The following is a 15,967-nucleotide window of genomic DNA, read 5'->3' on the forward strand; positions in this document are numbered from 1 at the left end:
TTTTCATGTCATCATTTCATGCAACAACCATCTTTGCCGTTCAACATAAAGGAAAAAGTGCAATGGCTGGCGACGGTCAAGTTACTTTCGGGCAGGCTGTCGTGATGAAACACACAGCAAAAAAAGTGCGCCGTCTTTTCGGAGGCAAGGTGCTTGCAGGTTTTGCAGGTTCAGTAGCAGATGCTTTTACACTCTTTGAAAAGTTTGAAACAAAGCTTGAAGAATATGGTGGTAACTTAAAGCGGGCAGCCGTAGAACTAGCGAAGGAATGGCGAAGTGACAAGATGCTAAGGCAGCTTGAGGCTATGCTCATCGTCATGAATAAAGAAAGTATTTTGCTCGTCTCTGGTACTGGAGAGGTCATTGAACCAGATGATGGGATTTTGGCAATTGGCTCAGGCGGCAACTATGCGCTTAGCGCCGGGAGAGCTCTCAAAACCCATGCAGGTGATCATCTCACAGCGAGAGAAATTGCAAAGGCCGCTCTTGAAACGGCCGGAGAAATCTGTGTCTACACGAACGATCAAATCACTTTAGAAGAGCTTGAATAGAAAGGACATGAGACGTATGGAGAAAAAGCCGTTTACCCCAAGAGAGATAGTTGAAAAGCTTGATCAATACATCATTGGTCAGCTTGATGCGAAAAAAGCAGTGGCGGTGGCTTTAAGAAACCGTTACAGAAGAAGTCTTTTACATGATAAGCTAAAGGATGAAGTCGTTCCTAAAAACATTTTAATGATCGGCCCAACAGGTGTGGGGAAAACAGAAATTGCCCGCAGAATTGCTCGAATTTCTGGTGCGCCTTTTATTAAAGTGGAAGCGACGAAGTTTACTGAAGTGGGTTATGTCGGCCGTGACGTAGAGTCCATGGTGAGAGATTTAGTTGAAACAGCGATTAGACTTGTCAAAGAAGAAAAGATGAAAGATGTTCAAGAAGAAGCAGAAAAACAAGCAAATAAACGTCTTGTTCATTTACTTGTTCCTGGTAAGAAAAAGAGCCAGTCTGTGAAAAATCCTTTTGAGATGCTGTTTGGCGGTTCTGATGAAGATGACCGTGATCGAGATCATTCAAATGAAGAAGTGGAACTCGAATCGACAAGAAAGCGAATCGCTCATCAGCTGGCTATGGGAGAACTTGAAGATCATTACGTCACGATTGAAGTAGAAGAACAGCAGCCTTCCATGTTTGATATGCTTCAAGGCTCGGGTATGGAGCAAATGGGTATGAACATGCAGGATGCGCTCGGCAATCTCATGCCTAAAAAGAAAAAACGCAGAAAGCTGACTGTTAGAGAAGCAAGAAAGGCGTTAACGGCTGAGGAAGCTTCAAAACTGATTGATATGGATGAAGTCAGTCAGGAAGCGGTCTACAAAGCAGAGCAGCAAGGAATTATTTTTATCGATGAAATCGACAAAATTGCCAAAAGCGGTGGTGCATCATCTGCAGATGTTTCTCGTGAAGGGGTTCAGCGTGATATTTTACCGATTGTAGAAGGTTCAACTGTGATGACGAAATATGGTGCCGTTAAAACTGATCATGTGCTGTTTGTTGCAGCAGGTGCATTTCATATGGCAAAGCCATCAGATTTGATTCCGGAGCTTCAGGGACGTTTCCCAATCCGTGTAGAATTAGATAAATTAAGTATAGAAGACTTTGTGAAAATCTTAACGGAACCAGATAATGCATTATTAAAGCAATATAAAGCTTTACTTGAAACAGAAGGTATATCTCTTGAATTTTCTGACGATGCTATTCATAAGATTGCCGAAGTGGCTTATCATGTCAATCAGGAGACAGATAACATCGGTGCAAGAAGGCTTCATACCATACTTGAGAAGCTGCTTGAAGAGCTTTCATTTGAGGCGCCTGATATTACGATGGAGACAGTGACCATTACCCCTCAGTATGTCGAAGAGAAGCTAGGAAAGATTGCAAATAACAAAGATTTAAGTCAATTTATACTTTAACAAATGAATAAAGTAATCTAGGAGGATCATTATTATGGCGTTACTACAAAAAACAAGGATTATTAACTCAATGCTGCAAGATGCAGCGGGGAAACCAGTTAATTTTAAAGAAATGGCAGAAACACTAAGAGATGTCATTGATTCAAACATTTTCGTATTAAGCAGAAGGGGAAAGCTTCTTGGCTACTCCATTAATCAGCAGATCGAAAATGCACGTATGAAAAAAATGCTTGAAGATCGTCAATTCCCTGAGGAATATACAAAGAGTCTATTCAATGTCCCTGAAACGTCTTCAAACCTTGATATTAACAGTGAATATACAGCTTTCCCGATTGAGAACCGTGACTTATTCCAATCAGGCTTAACAACAATTGTCCCAATTATCGGCGGAGGAGATCGTTTAGGTACGTTAATCCTGTCCCGCTTACAAGATACATTCACAGATGATGATTTAATTCTTGCTGAATACGGGGCAACAGTTGTTGGAATGGAGATTCTTCGCGAGAAAGCAGAGGAAATCGAAGAAGAAGCAAGAAGCAAAGCGGTTGTCCAAATGGCGATTAGCTCTCTTTCATATAGTGAGCTTGAAGCGATTGAACACATTTTTGAAGAGCTGGATGGAAACGAAGGTCTTCTTGTCGCAAGTAAAATTGCAGATCGTGTAGGGATTACGCGTTCAGTGATCGTAAACGCCTTACGTAAGTTGGAAAGTGCAGGCGTAATCGAATCTCGTTCTCTTGGAATGAAGGGAACGTACATCAAAGTGTTAAACAACAAATTTTTAATTGAACTCGAAAATTTAAAATCTCATTAATCAAAAACCCTTTTTGGCCGAAATAAATGCTGAAAAGGGTTTTTTTATGTGAAAAAATGAGGATTTGTCCGAAAAATGTCACTCTTTTTTCCAAGAAACCCCTTACAAATCTGTAGTGCTTTGAATCTAGGCCTTTATACCTATTCGTAAAATAGATATATATTACGAGTTTTTTTTACATATACATCATAGACTTTAATCCTATTATTTCTTACAATGAACATATGGTTTTACAAATCTCGACATGATTAAATGGAATGAAATACATATGATTGGAGGTATATGGTTTTGGATATATTTTCTGGAACGATAAGCAACCTTGAGAATGCCTTGGGCAGAGCGAATGTTAAGCAAAAAGTCATAAGCAATAATATCGCGAATATAGATACACCGAACTACAAGTCGAAAAACGTCGCATTCCATGACATGCTAAATGATGCGTCAATCAAATTAGATGCTAAAAAAACATACCAAGGTCACATTGATTTTTCAAAAACAGGGTCTAATTATTCAGTTGTTTCGAGCAACCGTACTTCTTATCAAGAAAACGGAAATAATGTCGATATTGATCAAGAGATGAGTGAACTCGCTAAAAACCAAATTCAGTATAATGCGCTGGTGGAAAGAATGAGCGGGAAATTCAATTCTCTTAAAACAGTTTTGACAGGAGGTAAGTGATGTCGATCTTTTCAGGAGTGAACGCTTCGGCCTCAGCATTAACGGCACAGAGGCTCAGAATGGACGTTGTATCCTCAAACCTTGCAAATATGGATACGACAAGAGCTAAACAGGTTGATGGCAACTGGGAGCCTTATAGACGTAAGCTTGTCACATTACAGCCGTCAGGTGAATCGTTTTCATCTATATTGAACTCAAGTATGAATTCGAGCGGCAAATTAGGAAACGGCGTCAAAGTAACAAAGATTACTGAAGACGAAACTCCATTCAACCTTCAATATGATCCTACAAATCCCGATGCCAATGAAAATGGATATGTTCAAACACCAAATGTCGATCCATTAAAAGAAATGGTCGACCTCATCAGCAGCTCAAGATCATATGAAGCAAACGTGACTGCTCTAAATGCGAATAAAAGCATGCTGATGAAAGCTTTAGAAATAGGAAAGTAAGGTGAAAACAATTGGTTAATGCAATATCTCCTTTCCAGCTTCAAACTGCTCAGCAAGCAAGTGAATTGACGAATGCAACGCCCATTCAGGCGGCTGCACCTAAAAGTCAAACGAATTTCTCTGATGTGCTGAAGAATTCCATTGAGGCATTAAATCAATCACAGCTGAAATCAGACCAGTATACAAATGCGCTTGCACAAGGAAAAGATGTCAATCTCGATGAAGTCATGATTGCTTCACAAAAAGCGAGTGTCACACTCACAGCTGCAACAGAGTTTCGAAATAAAGCAGTCGAAGCGTACCAAGAGATTATGAGAATGCAGATGTAGGAGGTGCTGGTGGACAAAAAAAGACTGAATGGAATGACCGGGGGTTAAGATGAATCGTACTTTAATGCAATTAAGAACAAAAACAGTTGAGTTTTGGCGAAATCGATCAAAATTACAAAAAATACTCATGATTGGCGGCGTTGCTGCCCTAGCAATCATTATTACGGTTGTTAGCATCTTTGCTTCTTCTGAAAAAATGGTTCCGCTCTTTAGAGACTTGTCTGAGGCAGAAGCTGGACAAATCAAACAGGAACTAGATGGCAAAAACGTTAAATCGGAACTTGCAAACAATGGAACAACGATTCTCGTTCCAGAAAAGCAAGCAGATTCTTTAAAAGTAACACTCGCATCCGAAGGGCTCCCTAAGACAGGCAACATTGATTATTCCTTCTTTGCAAACAATTCAGGCTTCGGTTTAACAGATAATGAATTTGATGTTCTGAAAGTAGACGCAACTCAGACAGAACTATCCAATCTGATCAACACAATTGATGGGATTAAAGATTCAAAAGTGATGATTAACCTGCCAAAAGATTCCGTTTTTGTTGGAGAAGAGCAAAGTAATGCATCAGCATCCATAGTGCTGCAAGTTGAGCCGGGCTACACGCTCACACCGCAGCAAGTAAAAGGCCTTTATCATCTTATTTCAAAAAGTGTGCCGAATTTAAAAACAGAAAACATTGTCATTATGGACCAAGATTCCAACTACTACGACTTAAACACCAGCTCCGATTCCTATGCAAGTGGAATGGATGCACAGCAGCAGAAAAAAGAGGAAATCGAAAAGAATCTTCAAAGAAAAATTCAGCAGCTGCTCGGAACAATGATGGGTCAAGATAAAGTGGCTGTATCGGTCACAACAGACATTGATTTTACTGAAGAAAAAAGAAAAGAAGACCTAGTAGAACCTGTTGATAAAGAAAACATGCAGGGGATTGCTGTCAGCGCTGAAAAGATTGCTGAAACTTATTCAGGTAACGGCGCAGCAGCTGGAGGCACCGCTGGAACAGGTGACGATGATGTCACAAATTATCAAGGTGCCGATGGAGCGAATGGAAGCGGAGATTACGAAAAGAGCGAAGATCGCATCAATTATGAAGTCAACCGCATTCATAAAGATATCAAAGAAAGCCCTTATAAAATTAGAGATGTTGGCATTCAAGCATTGGTCGAACCACCAACTGCAAACGATGTAAACTCTTTAACGGCTGAAAGACAAGATGATATCAAAAAGATTCTTTCAACGATCATTAGCACATCGATTGATAAAGAATACACAAATGGTCAAGCGCTCACTCAAGCCGACTTAGATAACAAAATCGTTTTATCTGTATCAAAATTAGACGGTAAACAGCAAACTGCGGCAGATAACCCTTCAAACAATATTCCAATTTGGGTTTATATTGTAGGCGGTGTGCTTCTACTTGCAATTATCGCTCTTATCATTCTTCTTGTACGCAAGCGTAGAAGAGATGAGGAAGAAGAGTTTGAGTTTGATGAACGTACACCAATCGATGTTCCTGATATCGACACTGAACCAGAAACAGAAGAAATGGTGAGAAAAAATCAGCTTGAAAAAATGGCAAAAGAAAAACCAGAAGACTTTGCTAAATTGCTACGCAGCTGGCTGTCCGAGGATTAGGAGGAATACACATGTCGAGAAAAGATCCAAATCGACTAACAGGCAGACAAAAAGCAGCAATCCTAATGATTTCCTTAGGGCTAGACGTGTCAGCATCTGTATACAAACATCTGTCTGAAGACGAAATAGAAAAATTAACATTAGAAATTTCCAATGTACGAAGTGTAGATACTGCTAAAAAAGATGAAGTCATCGAAGAGTTTCACAGCATTGCCATCGCGCAGGACTACATATCGCAGGGCGGTCTTATGTACGCAAGACAAGTGCTTGAAAAAGCGCTTGGTGAGGACAAAGCGGACAGCATCTTAAACAGGCTGACATCCTCTCTTCAAGTGAAACCATTTGATTTTGCTCGAAAGGCTGACCCAGAACAAATTTTAAACTTTATCCAGCATGAGCATCCACAAACGATAGCACTTATCCTTTCCTACCTGGATCCAGTGCAGGCTGGGCAAATTTTATCTGAGTTAGGCGAGGAAGTACAAACTGAGGTTGCGAGACGTATTGCCTTAATGGACCGTACATCTCCAGAGATCATCAATGAGGTGGAGCGTATTCTTGAACAAAAGCTCTCTTCAACCTTTACGCAGGACTATACGCAAACGGGCGGAGTCGAAGCGGTTGTAGAAGTGCTAAATGGTGTAGACCGTGCAACTGAGAAAACCATTTTAGACACACTTGAAATTCAAGATCCAGAGCTTGCTGATGAAATTAAGAAACGTATGTTTGTCTTTGAAGATATTGTCACTCTTGACAGCAGAGCGATTCAGCGTGTCATCAGAGATGTTGAAAATGATGACTTATTGCTCGCACTCAAAGTGGCAAGCGAAGAAGTCAAAGAAATTGTCTTCCGCAACATGTCACAGCGGATGGTCGAAACATTCAAAGAAGAAATGGAGTTTATGGGGCCTGTCCGGCTTAGAGATGTCGAGGAAGCACAAACCCGTATTGTCAGCATCGTAAGACGACTTGAGGAAGCTGGAGAAATCGTCATAGCTCGAGGCGGAGGAGACGATATCATTGTCTAGGATTATCAAACATGAAACATCTGTTATTCCTGAACAAGGGCGGCAAACGATTCCTTTACAGCAAGTAAACTTTAAAAGAGAACATCACGAAGAAGAGCTTGTCAATGAAACTGAAGCATCGCAGCTAGTACTCAGTGATGCAGAAGATCAAGCGAGCCGTATATTAGAACAAGCAAACAGTGAGCTGGAAAAAACAATGGCTGAAATCAATCAGCGCCGGACTGATTTTGAAGAGGAAAGAATGCAGCTCATTGAAGAAGCGAAACAAGCAGGTTATCAAGAAGGCTTCCAAAAGGGCGAAGCAGATGCGAATATGCAGTACCAAGCTATTCTTGATCAAGCAAATGACATCGTCAGTCTTGCAAGGCAGGATTACGAAGAAAAAATTGAAAGCTCTGCTGAGCAAATTGTAGAACTCGCTTTTGAACTCGCCAAACGCGTTTGGAATGCAGCTGAGGACACGAAAGATCCATTTTTGGCTCTTGTGAAGCAGGTCATTTCAGAAGTGAAAGAATATGATGATATTTCCATCTATGTTGACCCTGGACATTACGAGCATGTGATGGAATATAAAGACGAATTGATTAGAATCCTTCAAAAGGATACACACCTTGCCATTTACTCGGATGAAAAAGCGCCAAAAGGAACTTGTTACGTAGAAACAAGTTTTGGAAAAGTGGAAGCGAGTGTTGATACCCAAATGAATCAGTTGAAAGAAAAATTATTAGAAGTCATTGATTCAGGTGATCACAAATGAAAATGGATGTACTAAAAGAAACGATTGAAACCGCCGATCCTTATAAACGATTTGGTAAAGTCAATCGAGTGGTTGGGCTCATGATTGAATCTAAGGGGCCGGAGAGTTCGATCGGTGATGTTTGTCTCATTCATAAAAAAGGGAGCAAGCACCATCCGATAAAAGCAGAGGTCGTAGGGTTTAGAGATGAAAACATTTTGCTCATGCCTTATGTAGAAGCATCCAATATTTCACCAGGAAGTCTTGTTGAAGCGACGGGTGAGTCGCTGAAGGTCAAAGTAGGGACTGGATTAATTGGTGAAGTCGTTGATGCCTTCGGTCATCCGCTTGATGGCAGTATTCTTCCAAAGGGACTTGCACCTGTTTCGACAGATCAGTCACCCCCAAATCCAATGGACAGGCCGCCTATTCGAGAAAAGATGGGTGTTGGTGTTAGAGTCATCGACAGTCTGCTCACAGTTGGCACTGGTCAAAGGATCGGGATTTTTGCCGGAAGTGGTGTTGGAAAAAGTACCTTAATGGGGATGATTGCAAAGCAGACAGAAGCAGACCTGAATGTCATTGCCCTTGTTGGAGAGCGTGGCCGTGAAGTTCGTGAGTTTATTGAAAAGGATTTAGGTTCTGAAGGACTGAAGCGATCAATTGTTGTCGTTGCTACTTCTGACCAGCCTGCACTGACGAGACTGAAAGCTGCGTATACAGCAACAGCTATTGCGGAGTATTTCAGGGACAGAGGCAAAAATGTCATGTTCATGATGGATTCTGTTACGAGGGTCGCCATGGCGCAAAGGGAAATAGGACTCGCAACTGGCGAGCCGCCAACAACAAAAGGATATACACCTTCAGTGTTCGCTATACTGCCAAAATTGCTCGAACGAACTGGGACAAATCAGCTTGGTTCCATCACAGCGTTTTACACAGTGCTTGTTGATGGAGACGATATGAACGAGCCGATCGCTGATACAGTGAGGGGGATCCTTGACGGGCACATTGTACTTGATCGTGCTTTAGCCAACAAAGGACAATTTCCCGCTGTTAACATTTTGAAAAGTATCAGCCGTGTCATGAGTAATATCGCAAGTCATGATCACAAGGAAGCGGCTAACCGGTTCCGCCAGCTTTTGTCCACTTATCAAAACGCTGAAGACCTCATTAATATTGGAGCATATAAAAAAGGCTCCTCCAAAGATATTGATGAGGCCATGCAGGCTTATCCTCATCTGATTTCATTTTTGAAGCAGGATGTAGAAGAGGCTGTATCTATTGAAGACAGTGTGAGTTTATTGCTCAGTTTGATGAATAGAGAGGATTGACAAAAATAGTGAGATATCAATACAAATTTCAAAAGCTCCTAGAATTGAAAGAAAGTGAAAAAGACAAGTCACTCGCAGCGTACCAACAATCCGTTTCGGCATTTGAGCAAGTCGCTGAAAAACTCTATGAAAATATGAGTAAAAAAGAGCTGATGGAAAAAAGCAAAGAAGAAAAACTGAGAAGTGGAATGAGTGTTCAAGAAATGCGTCATTACCAGCAATTTGTGACCAACTTAGATAACACCATTCAGCATTATCAGCAGCTTGTGATCATGAAACGTCACCAAATGAATGAAAAACAATCTGATTTAACTGAAAAAAACATTGAGTTTAAAAAGTTTGAAAAAATGAAAGAAAAGCAATTTGAAAAGTTCTCCCTTGAACATAAGGCAATTGAAATGAAAGAAATGGATGATATCTCTATCAGCCAATTCATGTTTCAAGGACATTAGGAGTCGAGATGAATGCCTAAGAAGGAAAAAACGAAGGAATCAGGCGGCGGAAAATTTCAATGGATCTTGTTTATTGTCATCATCCCATTGATTGTGCTTGTGATTGTCACTGGCACGATCCTTTATATGGCAGGTTTTGATCTAAAAAAACCGCTCCAAAACATTCCTGGGATCAGCAGTTTGGTTGGTTCAGATGACACCTCAAAAACGTCATCTTCACCTAATGATCAAAGCGATGCAGAGTTGAAAGAACTGAAAAAGACCATTAAAGAGCAAAAAAATGAGCTCGAAATTGCACAAAAAGATTTGAAAACAAGTGATGAAGAGATTAAAAGATTGAATCAAAAAATCAACTCACTTGAAAAAACATCTGAAAATGATGCAAAGAATACGTCAGCCAATGACAGTTCATCGAATAACGGCTCATCGAATAACAGCTCATCAAATAACACGTCAGGTAATAACTCAGCAGGGGCGTCCTCTGATACAGCGGCTTCCTCTAATCAGCAGACAAAAGGAAAGGTCGCCAGCATTTATGAAAGCATGGACCCAGGGAAATCCGCCAAAATTTTATCAGAATTAAGTGATAAAGAGGCGTTAAAAATCCTTGAAGAGCTGAGCAAAAATAAACTGACAGACATATTAGCAAAACTGACACCTCAGAAGGCAGCAACGTTTACAAAAGAGCTTGCCAAAAAAGAAGAAAGTGAAAATGGGGGTGGACAATAAGTGAAGCTATTGGATATTGGAGCCTTACAGCAATCTTCTCAAGGTCTCTCAGGGCTAAAAGGAGACGGCGCTGCATCTGCACGCGGTTTGTTTAAACAATTGCTTAGCGGAGCAGGCGCTCAAAGCGGTCCTGTTCATGCTGAAACAGCCGCTCTTGCCTCTCTTTCTATCAATGATGCGATGCAAATTGTTGAAAAATGGATGCAATCACCTGAAGAAGGAATGAGCGCAGACTTACTCAGTGCGCTTCAAACACTACAAGGTCAAACGCTTGAATCATCTGATCTCAAGTCACTTGAAGAACTATTTCAAAAAATGGAATCTTCCATTTACGGTGATCAAGCTGAAAAGCCAGGTTCTGAGCATAGTGAACAGCTCATACAAGTCCACTTTTTCATCTATCAGTTGCTCAATCAACAGCCGCTCAGCTTTGATGCGAAACTTGTGCAGGATATTGAAGGGAAAGGTCAAGACTTTATCCACTTTCTTTCTAAAAACGGGGTAGATGAAAAACTCATTCAGCAAGTAAAAGAGCAGTTCTTCTCGCAGGGTTCAGCGCCAAAGCTGAATTCGATGACTCAAAGTGAGCTAAAGCACTTTAATCAGCTAATCGACCATATGATGGCGAATGCGAAAGGGTCTGACAAAGAGTGGAAAATTTCACTAGGAGAGTTGAAGGAACTAATCTCTCCAAAACAAGAATCTACACTCGCTTCTCCGGCAAAAGGGAATGCATCTCTTGATTGGCTCATCAAAAAAGAAGTCGTTAAAGGACAAAGCGCTGCTGCACCAGCTTCTGAAAAAATAATGACCCACTCGCTTCTGCCAGGTCATAAGCAGTTTTTCCAACTGCAGTCAGCGGCTCCTGTTCAGCAGACACAAACGACTGATGAAAAGCCAGGAACGGTTGATCAGCAAATTCTAAACACGTGGAAGCAAATGAAATTCACGCCGTTTGGCAATTCAAGCGGACGCTTTACCGTTCGGTTAAATCCGGAAAATCTTGGATTCATTACCATTCAGCTAACAAAGCAAAACGGGATGTATGCGAGTAAAATTACAGCTTCAACGCAAGCAGCGAAAGAGCTGTTAGAGCATCATCTGCCGCAGCTCAAGCAGGCGCTTCCGAATATGTCGGTTCAAGTGGACCGTTTCCATATACCGCTTCAATCAAATGAGCAGCCGTTATTTGGACAGTTTAGTGAAGAAAACAAGCAGCAGCAGCCAAAAGGACAGAATTTCCAGCAGACTGATGAACAGGAAACAGAATTCCAAGATGTACTGGATGCTCTTGTTGGGTCAGATGAAGAAGAGGAGGAGATCTAATGGCAACAGTTGATGCTACGAATAGAACAGCCGCACAAGCAGACACTTCTTCAAAAGCAGAAAAGAAAACAGATACGCTTGGCAAAGATCAATTCTTGAAAATTTTGCTCACGCAGCTTCAAAACCAAGATCCTACAAACCCACTTGATGACCGTGAGTTTGTCACGCAGCTGGCGACATTTTCATCTTTAGAACAGCAAACCAATATGAACGATTCGATCACCAAGCTGAATCAGCTCATGTCTACATTTGTTGCACACCAAGATCCGTTTACGACGTATGTAGGCTGGATTGGTAAAGAAGTATCGGGCAAATTGGATGATAAAGAGATATCGGGCACTGTGAAGTCTGTTAAAAACATAGACAATGAATACTTACTTGTTTTAGAAGATGGAACGAAAATCAGCCCTTGGGATGTTACAGCAGTTGGAGAAAAAACGAAGTAATTCGAGGAGGAAAATAAATGTTACGCTCACTTTACTCAGGAATTAGCGGAATGAAAAACTTCCAATCAAAATTAGATGTGGTAGCCAACAACGTAGCCAACGTCAATACACACGGATACAAAAAAAGCCGTATCACGTTTAAAGATATGGTCAGCCAAACCATTGGAAGTTCAGGTGGACCAACGAACAACTCTGGTTCAATCAACTCAAAACAAATTGGTTTAGGGTCATCTTTATCTTCTATTGATAAAATCATGTCAGCGGGATCTTCTCAAAATACAAATGAACCTTACGACTTCTATATCAATGGCGATGGGTTTTTCCGTATTGAAAGTCAAGGAGAAATTCTTTATACAAGAACAGGGAATTTCGACACTGATTCAGAGGGAAGCTTAGTCACCCCTGATGGAAATTATCTACTTGGAATGAATGGACAAAAGATAACGATTCCAGATGGCGTTTCAAGTGTAAGTGTTGGTCCAGATGGAACGGTTTCGGTTGTTGAAAACAACGTATCTAGAAATGTTGGACAGATTTCACTCGTATCTTTCCGTAACGCTGGAGGATTAGACAAAGTTGGTGACAACCTTTACCGCCAAACGTTAAGCTCAGGTGCACCAAGTAATCCTATCGTACCTGGTGAAGAAGGAACTGGCGTGATCCAAACAGGGAAACTTGAAATGTCAAACGTTGATTTAACAGACGAGTTTACCGAAATGATTATCGCGCAGCGTGGATTCCAATCGAATGCAAAGACGATTACAACATCTGATGAAATTCTGCAAGAGCTTGTGAATCTGAAACGATAGGAGGTAGGGGGAGCGGATGCTCGCTTCTCTGCTTAATATGATTGAAGTGACAAGATTAAATGGCAAAGGATTTATGCTGAACGCTCTCCATATCGAGCAAATCGAAAGTTTTCCAGACACGACCATTACTTTGGCCAATGGAAAGAAATTCGTTGTGAAAGAAGATGAAGAGCAGCTTCAAGAGAAAATCATTTCTTTCTACAGAAAAATCCAAGTCATTTCATTGAATCAAGGAATAGAGGAGTTTGAATGAAGAAGAAATTAGTCGTAGTAATGCTAATCATGATTATTGCCATCGTCGGAATTGGAGCAGGCATCTTTTTTCTGCTGAATGGATCAGACGAAGCAAAAGCTGAAAAAGAGCCAACAGCAGATGAAGTCGTAAAAGCTTCTGTTGAAATTCCTGAGATTATCACCAATTTAAAGTCTGAAGGAAATGCTGTCAAACTTGTCCTGAATATTGAAACGGACTCTGAAAAAGCAAAATCAGAGCTTGAGAAAAGAAGTTTCCAGGTAAAAGATGCTGTAATCGACATTTTATCAGACACGAATGCAGATGAACTTGATGGCAAAAAAGGCAGAGAACATTTTAAAACACAAGTCAAAAACAAAGTGAATAACTATTTGCAAGATGGCAAGGTGAAAGAAGTATATATAACCTCCTTTAATCTGCAATAGAGGCGATTAATTAACGCGATGGAGGTGAAGAAATGTCAGGAGAAGTGCTTTCCCAGAATGAGATCGACGCATTATTATCCGCCATCTCAACAGGCGAAATGGATGCAGAAGAGCTGAAAAAAGAGGAAACGACGAAAAAAGTGAAGGTGTATGACTTTAAACGTGCACTGCGCTTTTCAAAAGACCAGATTCGAAGTTTAACAAGGATTCATGATAACTTCGCTAGACTGCTCACCACGCATTTTTCAGCGCAGCTAAGATCATATATTCAAATTACTGTCAGCTCGGTTGACCAAGTACCATACGAAGAATTTATTCGTTCGATTCCTAATATGACATTATTAAACTTATTTTATGTCAGCCCGCTTGAAGGAAGAATCATGCTTGAAGTAAACCCAACAATCGGCTATGCGATGATGGACAGGCTGATGGGCGGGATTGGCATTAGTCATAATAAGACAGAATCACTTACAGAAATTGAAACAAAGATTATCTCAAACATGTTTGAGGGAGCTTTGGAAAATTACAGAGAAGCGTGGCAGTCCATAACCGACATCGAGCCTGAAATGGCAGATTTCGAGGTAAATCCCCAGTTTGTTCAAATGGTGTCACCAAACGAAACAGTTGTCGTCATTTCTCTTAATACACAGATTGGCGAGGTAAGCGGGGTTATTAACCTATGTATTCCTCACGTTGTATTAGAGCCTATTATTCCGAAGCTGTCTGTACACTACTGGATGCAGTCTGAACGAAATGAACCAAAACAGCAAGAAACAAAGGCCATTGAAAAACGGATTATGAAGGCAAAAATACCGGTAGTCGCAGAGCTGGGACAATCGGAAATGACGGTGGAAGAGTTTTTGAATTTGGAAATTGGTGATTGTATTGCCTTGGACAAACCAGTAAATGCGCCTCTTACTGTTATGGTCGGAAATAAACCGAAATTCTTGGGACAGGCCGGCCGCGTGAATCGGAAACAGGCGATTCAAATTCTAGATCACGACATAAGAGGTGAAGAAGATGGAGAATAACGGAAGTAAATTATCACAAGACGAAATCGATGCGCTCCTTAAAGGAGGCAGCAATGACGATATAGAGCCTGATACAGTCCTTTCTGCAATGGAGCAAGATGCTATTGGAGAAATCGGAAATATTTCATTCGGCAGCTCTGCAACAGCACTTTCAACCCTATTAAATCAAAAAGTGGAGATTACAACTCCAACTGTTACAGTGATTCAAAAAAGTATGCTGAATGAGGAATTTCCTCATCCGTATGTTGCTATTGAAGTGAATTATACGGAAGGCTTCAGCGCAAGTAACCTGCTTGTCGTCCAGCAAACAGATGCAGCAGTTATTGCGGACTTAATGATGGGTGGAGACGGGACAAATGCTGACCCTTCTTTAAGCGAAATTCACTTAAGTGCAGTACAAGAAGCAATGAACCAAATGATGGGTTCTGCTGCGACATCCATGTCGACTGTCTTTAATAAAAAGATTGATATTTCTCCGCCGCGCGTCGAATTACTTGATGTGAAAGAAGGAGAAGGGACAGACCGCATTCCAGCTGAAGAAATGCTTGTCAAAGTATCCTTCAGATTAAAAATAGGTGAACTCATCGATTCAAATATTATGCAGCTTTATCCTATTACATTTGCGAAGGATTTAATCGCAGAATTAACAGATCCTGCGCAAGAAGAAGAGCCGGTTCAAGAAGAAGTGAGTGCACCTGAACCTCAGCCGGCAGCTCCGCAAACGCAGTCTGCCCCAGCGCAGCAAGCAGCACCGCCGAAAAGACAGGCGAAGCCAAAGCCGGCAGCACCTGTAAATGTGGCGCCAGTTGAATTTGAATCGTTCAGTGAGCCTCAGCATACAACAAACCAGCTTGGAAACCTTGACATGCTGATGGACATTCCGCTTTCCATTACGGTGGAACTTGGAAGAACTCAGCGCAGTGTAAAAGAAGTTCTTGAGCTTTCAGCAGGAAGTATCATTGAACTGGACAAACTTGCTGGTGAGCCAGTAGACATCCTAGTTAACAAACGAATCGTCGCCAAAGGGGAAGTCGTTGTCATTGATGAGAACTTTGGTGTTCGTGTGACTGACATTTTAAGCCAGTCAGAAAGACTTTCTAATTTAAAATAAACAAACATACAGGGAGAGAATAAGTAAATGGCTACTAAGGTATTAATCGTAGATGATGCAGCATTCATGAGAATGATGATCAAGGATATTCTTGTAAAAAACGGATTTGATGTAGTAGGAGAAGCAGAAAACGGTGCACAAGCAGTTGAAAAATATAAAGAAACATCTCCTGATCTTGTCACAATGGATATCACAATGCCAGAAATGGACGGAATCACTGCACTAAAAGAAATTAAACAAATCGATGCTTCTGCAAAAATCATCATGTGTTCTGCAATGGGGCAGCAGTCAATGGTTATTGACGCGATCCAAGCAGGTGCAAAAGACTTTATCGTGAAGCCATTCCAGGCAGACCGCGTACTTGAAGCAATTAATAAAACGTTAGGCTAAAAAAGGGTGTAAGA

The 15,967-nt window shown here is 41.1% G+C and carries 20 protein-coding genes; all 20 read left to right on the plus strand.

Going from position 1 to position 15,967, the window contains the following annotated elements; all coding sequences use genetic code 11:
* Positions 1-5 precede the first annotated feature (5 nt).
* The 20 genes from hslV to NSU13_RS07915 all read left to right on the plus strand — a co-directional run bounded on the left by hslV (position 6) and on the right by NSU13_RS07915 (position 15,953).
* Positions 6-551, plus strand: a complete 546-nt coding sequence (gene hslV, locus NSU13_RS07820) for an ATP-dependent protease subunit HslV (protein ID WP_034281773.1) — start codon at positions 6-8, stop codon at positions 549-551.
* 16 nt (positions 552-567) lie between these two features.
* A complete protein-coding gene (gene hslU, locus NSU13_RS07825; RefSeq protein ID WP_024424180.1) occupies positions 568-1,968 on the plus strand; it encodes an HslU--HslV peptidase ATPase subunit in 1,401 nt (466 codons plus the stop codon).
* A gap of 34 nt (positions 1,969-2,002) precedes the next feature.
* Entirely contained in the window at positions 2,003-2,782 is a 780-nt protein-coding gene (gene codY, locus NSU13_RS07830; protein WP_007499612.1) for a GTP-sensing pleiotropic transcriptional regulator CodY, read from the plus strand.
* A gap of 288 nt (positions 2,783-3,070) precedes the next feature.
* Positions 3,071-3,460, plus strand: a complete 390-nt coding sequence (gene flgB, locus NSU13_RS07835; protein ID WP_012009952.1) for a flagellar basal body rod protein FlgB — start codon at positions 3,071-3,073, stop codon at positions 3,458-3,460.
* A complete protein-coding gene (flgC, locus tag NSU13_RS07840; protein WP_024424179.1) occupies positions 3,460-3,912 on the plus strand; it encodes a flagellar basal body rod protein FlgC in 453 nt (150 codons plus the stop codon). The genes flgB and flgC overlap by 1 nt, the downstream gene beginning before the upstream one ends.
* An 11-nt stretch (positions 3,913-3,923) precedes the next feature.
* Positions 3,924-4,241 (plus strand): flagellar hook-basal body complex protein FliE, encoded by a 318-nt coding sequence (gene fliE / locus NSU13_RS07845; protein ID WP_034281774.1) that lies wholly within the window; start codon positions 3,924-3,926, stop codon positions 4,239-4,241.
* Positions 4,242-4,290: 49 nt separating this feature from the next.
* Positions 4,291-5,883 carry a flagellar basal-body MS-ring/collar protein FliF gene (gene fliF, locus NSU13_RS07850; RefSeq protein WP_024424177.1) on the plus strand — a complete coding sequence of 531 codons (1,593 nt, stop codon included), beginning with the start codon at positions 4,291-4,293 and terminating at the stop codon, positions 5,881-5,883.
* Positions 5,884-5,894: 11 nt separating this feature from the next.
* Positions 5,895-6,911 (plus strand): flagellar motor switch protein FliG, encoded by a 1,017-nt coding sequence (gene fliG, locus NSU13_RS07855; RefSeq protein WP_034281776.1) that lies wholly within the window; start codon positions 5,895-5,897, stop codon positions 6,909-6,911.
* Positions 6,904-7,668: a flagellar assembly protein FliH gene (fliH, locus tag NSU13_RS07860; protein ID WP_251232135.1), complete on the plus strand. Its 765-nt coding sequence runs from the start codon at positions 6,904-6,906 to the stop codon at positions 7,666-7,668. The genes fliG and fliH overlap by 8 nt, the downstream gene beginning before the upstream one ends.
* A complete protein-coding gene (fliI, locus tag NSU13_RS07865; protein WP_251232134.1) occupies positions 7,665-8,981 on the plus strand; it encodes a flagellar protein export ATPase FliI in 1,317 nt (438 codons plus the stop codon). The genes fliH and fliI overlap by 4 nt, the downstream gene beginning before the upstream one ends.
* 8 nt (positions 8,982-8,989) lie before the next feature.
* Positions 8,990-9,433: a flagellar export protein FliJ gene (gene fliJ, locus NSU13_RS07870; RefSeq protein WP_024424173.1), complete on the plus strand. Its 444-nt coding sequence runs from the start codon at positions 8,990-8,992 to the stop codon at positions 9,431-9,433.
* Positions 9,434-9,445: 12 nt separating this feature from the next.
* Positions 9,446-10,162: a MotE family protein gene (locus NSU13_RS07875; protein WP_120207050.1), complete on the plus strand. Its 717-nt coding sequence runs from the start codon at positions 9,446-9,448 to the stop codon at positions 10,160-10,162.
* On the plus strand, positions 10,163-11,488 hold the full coding sequence (locus NSU13_RS07880) for a flagellar hook-length control protein FliK (protein ID WP_251232133.1): 1,326 nt from the start codon (positions 10,163-10,165) through the stop codon (positions 11,486-11,488).
* Positions 11,488-11,934 (plus strand): flagellar hook assembly protein FlgD, encoded by a 447-nt coding sequence (gene flgD, locus NSU13_RS07885; protein ID WP_024426978.1) that lies wholly within the window; start codon positions 11,488-11,490, stop codon positions 11,932-11,934. Before NSU13_RS07880 ends, flgD begins: the two co-directional genes overlap by 1 nt.
* 17 nt (positions 11,935-11,951) lie before the next feature.
* A complete protein-coding gene (gene flgG, locus NSU13_RS07890) occupies positions 11,952-12,743 on the plus strand; it encodes a flagellar basal body rod protein FlgG (protein WP_024426979.1) in 792 nt (263 codons plus the stop codon).
* A 37-nt stretch (positions 12,744-12,780) separates the two neighbouring features.
* Positions 12,781-12,996 (plus strand): flagellar FlbD family protein, encoded by a 216-nt coding sequence (locus tag NSU13_RS07895; protein WP_008344794.1) that lies wholly within the window; start codon positions 12,781-12,783, stop codon positions 12,994-12,996.
* A complete protein-coding gene (fliL, locus tag NSU13_RS07900; protein WP_024424168.1) occupies positions 12,993-13,421 on the plus strand; it encodes a flagellar basal body-associated protein FliL in 429 nt (142 codons plus the stop codon). The genes NSU13_RS07895 and fliL overlap by 4 nt, the downstream gene beginning before the upstream one ends.
* A gap of 32 nt (positions 13,422-13,453) precedes the next feature.
* Positions 13,454-14,452 carry a flagellar motor switch protein FliM gene (fliM, locus tag NSU13_RS07905; protein WP_024424167.1) on the plus strand — a complete coding sequence of 333 codons (999 nt, stop codon included), beginning with the start codon at positions 13,454-13,456 and terminating at the stop codon, positions 14,450-14,452.
* Entirely contained in the window at positions 14,442-15,563 is a 1,122-nt protein-coding gene (gene fliY / locus NSU13_RS07910; protein ID WP_111927360.1) for a flagellar motor switch phosphatase FliY, read from the plus strand. The genes fliM and fliY overlap by 11 nt, the downstream gene beginning before the upstream one ends.
* Positions 15,564-15,590: 27 nt before the next feature.
* Positions 15,591-15,953: a response regulator gene (locus tag NSU13_RS07915; protein ID WP_007499584.1), complete on the plus strand. Its 363-nt coding sequence runs from the start codon at positions 15,591-15,593 to the stop codon at positions 15,951-15,953.
* Positions 15,954-15,967: the final 14 nt, after the last annotated feature.

Source organism: Bacillus sp. FSL M8-0049, assembly GCF_038593355.1.
GTDB classification, from domain to species: Bacteria; Bacillota; Bacilli; order Bacillales; family Bacillaceae; genus Bacillus; species Bacillus safensis.

What these genes read in the sequence shown, in the direction of transcription:
- NSU13_RS07915 (WP_007499584.1), top strand. Translation starts at nt 15,591, where the DNA reads ATGGCTACTAAGGTATTAATCGTAGATGATGCAGCATTCATGAGAATG.
- fliG (WP_034281776.1), top strand. Translation starts at nt 5,895, where the DNA reads ATGTCGAGAAAAGATCCAAATCGACTAACAGGCAGACAAAAAGCAGCA.
- codY (WP_007499612.1), top strand. Translation starts at nt 2,003, where the DNA reads ATGGCGTTACTACAAAAAACAAGGATTATTAACTCAATGCTGCAAGAT.
- fliM (WP_024424167.1), top strand. Translation starts at nt 13,454, where the DNA reads ATGTCAGGAGAAGTGCTTTCCCAGAATGAGATCGACGCATTATTATCC.
- NSU13_RS07875 (WP_120207050.1), top strand. Translation starts at nt 9,446, where the DNA reads ATGCCTAAGAAGGAAAAAACGAAGGAATCAGGCGGCGGAAAATTTCAA.
- flgD (WP_024426978.1), top strand. Translation starts at nt 11,488, where the DNA reads ATGGCAACAGTTGATGCTACGAATAGAACAGCCGCACAAGCAGACACT.
- fliI (WP_251232134.1), top strand. Translation starts at nt 7,665, where the DNA reads ATGAAAATGGATGTACTAAAAGAAACGATTGAAACCGCCGATCCTTAT.
- hslV (WP_034281773.1), top strand. Translation starts at nt 6, where the DNA reads ATGTCATCATTTCATGCAACAACCATCTTTGCCGTTCAACATAAAGGA.
- flgG (WP_024426979.1), top strand. Translation starts at nt 11,952, where the DNA reads ATGTTACGCTCACTTTACTCAGGAATTAGCGGAATGAAAAACTTCCAA.
- fliY (WP_111927360.1), top strand. Translation starts at nt 14,442, where the DNA reads ATGGAGAATAACGGAAGTAAATTATCACAAGACGAAATCGATGCGCTC.
- hslU (WP_024424180.1), top strand. Translation starts at nt 568, where the DNA reads ATGGAGAAAAAGCCGTTTACCCCAAGAGAGATAGTTGAAAAGCTTGAT.
- fliL (WP_024424168.1), top strand. Translation starts at nt 12,993, where the DNA reads ATGAAGAAGAAATTAGTCGTAGTAATGCTAATCATGATTATTGCCATC.
- NSU13_RS07895 (WP_008344794.1), top strand. Translation starts at nt 12,781, where the DNA reads ATGATTGAAGTGACAAGATTAAATGGCAAAGGATTTATGCTGAACGCT.
- flgC (WP_024424179.1), top strand. Translation starts at nt 3,460, where the DNA reads ATGTCGATCTTTTCAGGAGTGAACGCTTCGGCCTCAGCATTAACGGCA.
- fliF (WP_024424177.1), top strand. Translation starts at nt 4,291, where the DNA reads ATGAATCGTACTTTAATGCAATTAAGAACAAAAACAGTTGAGTTTTGG.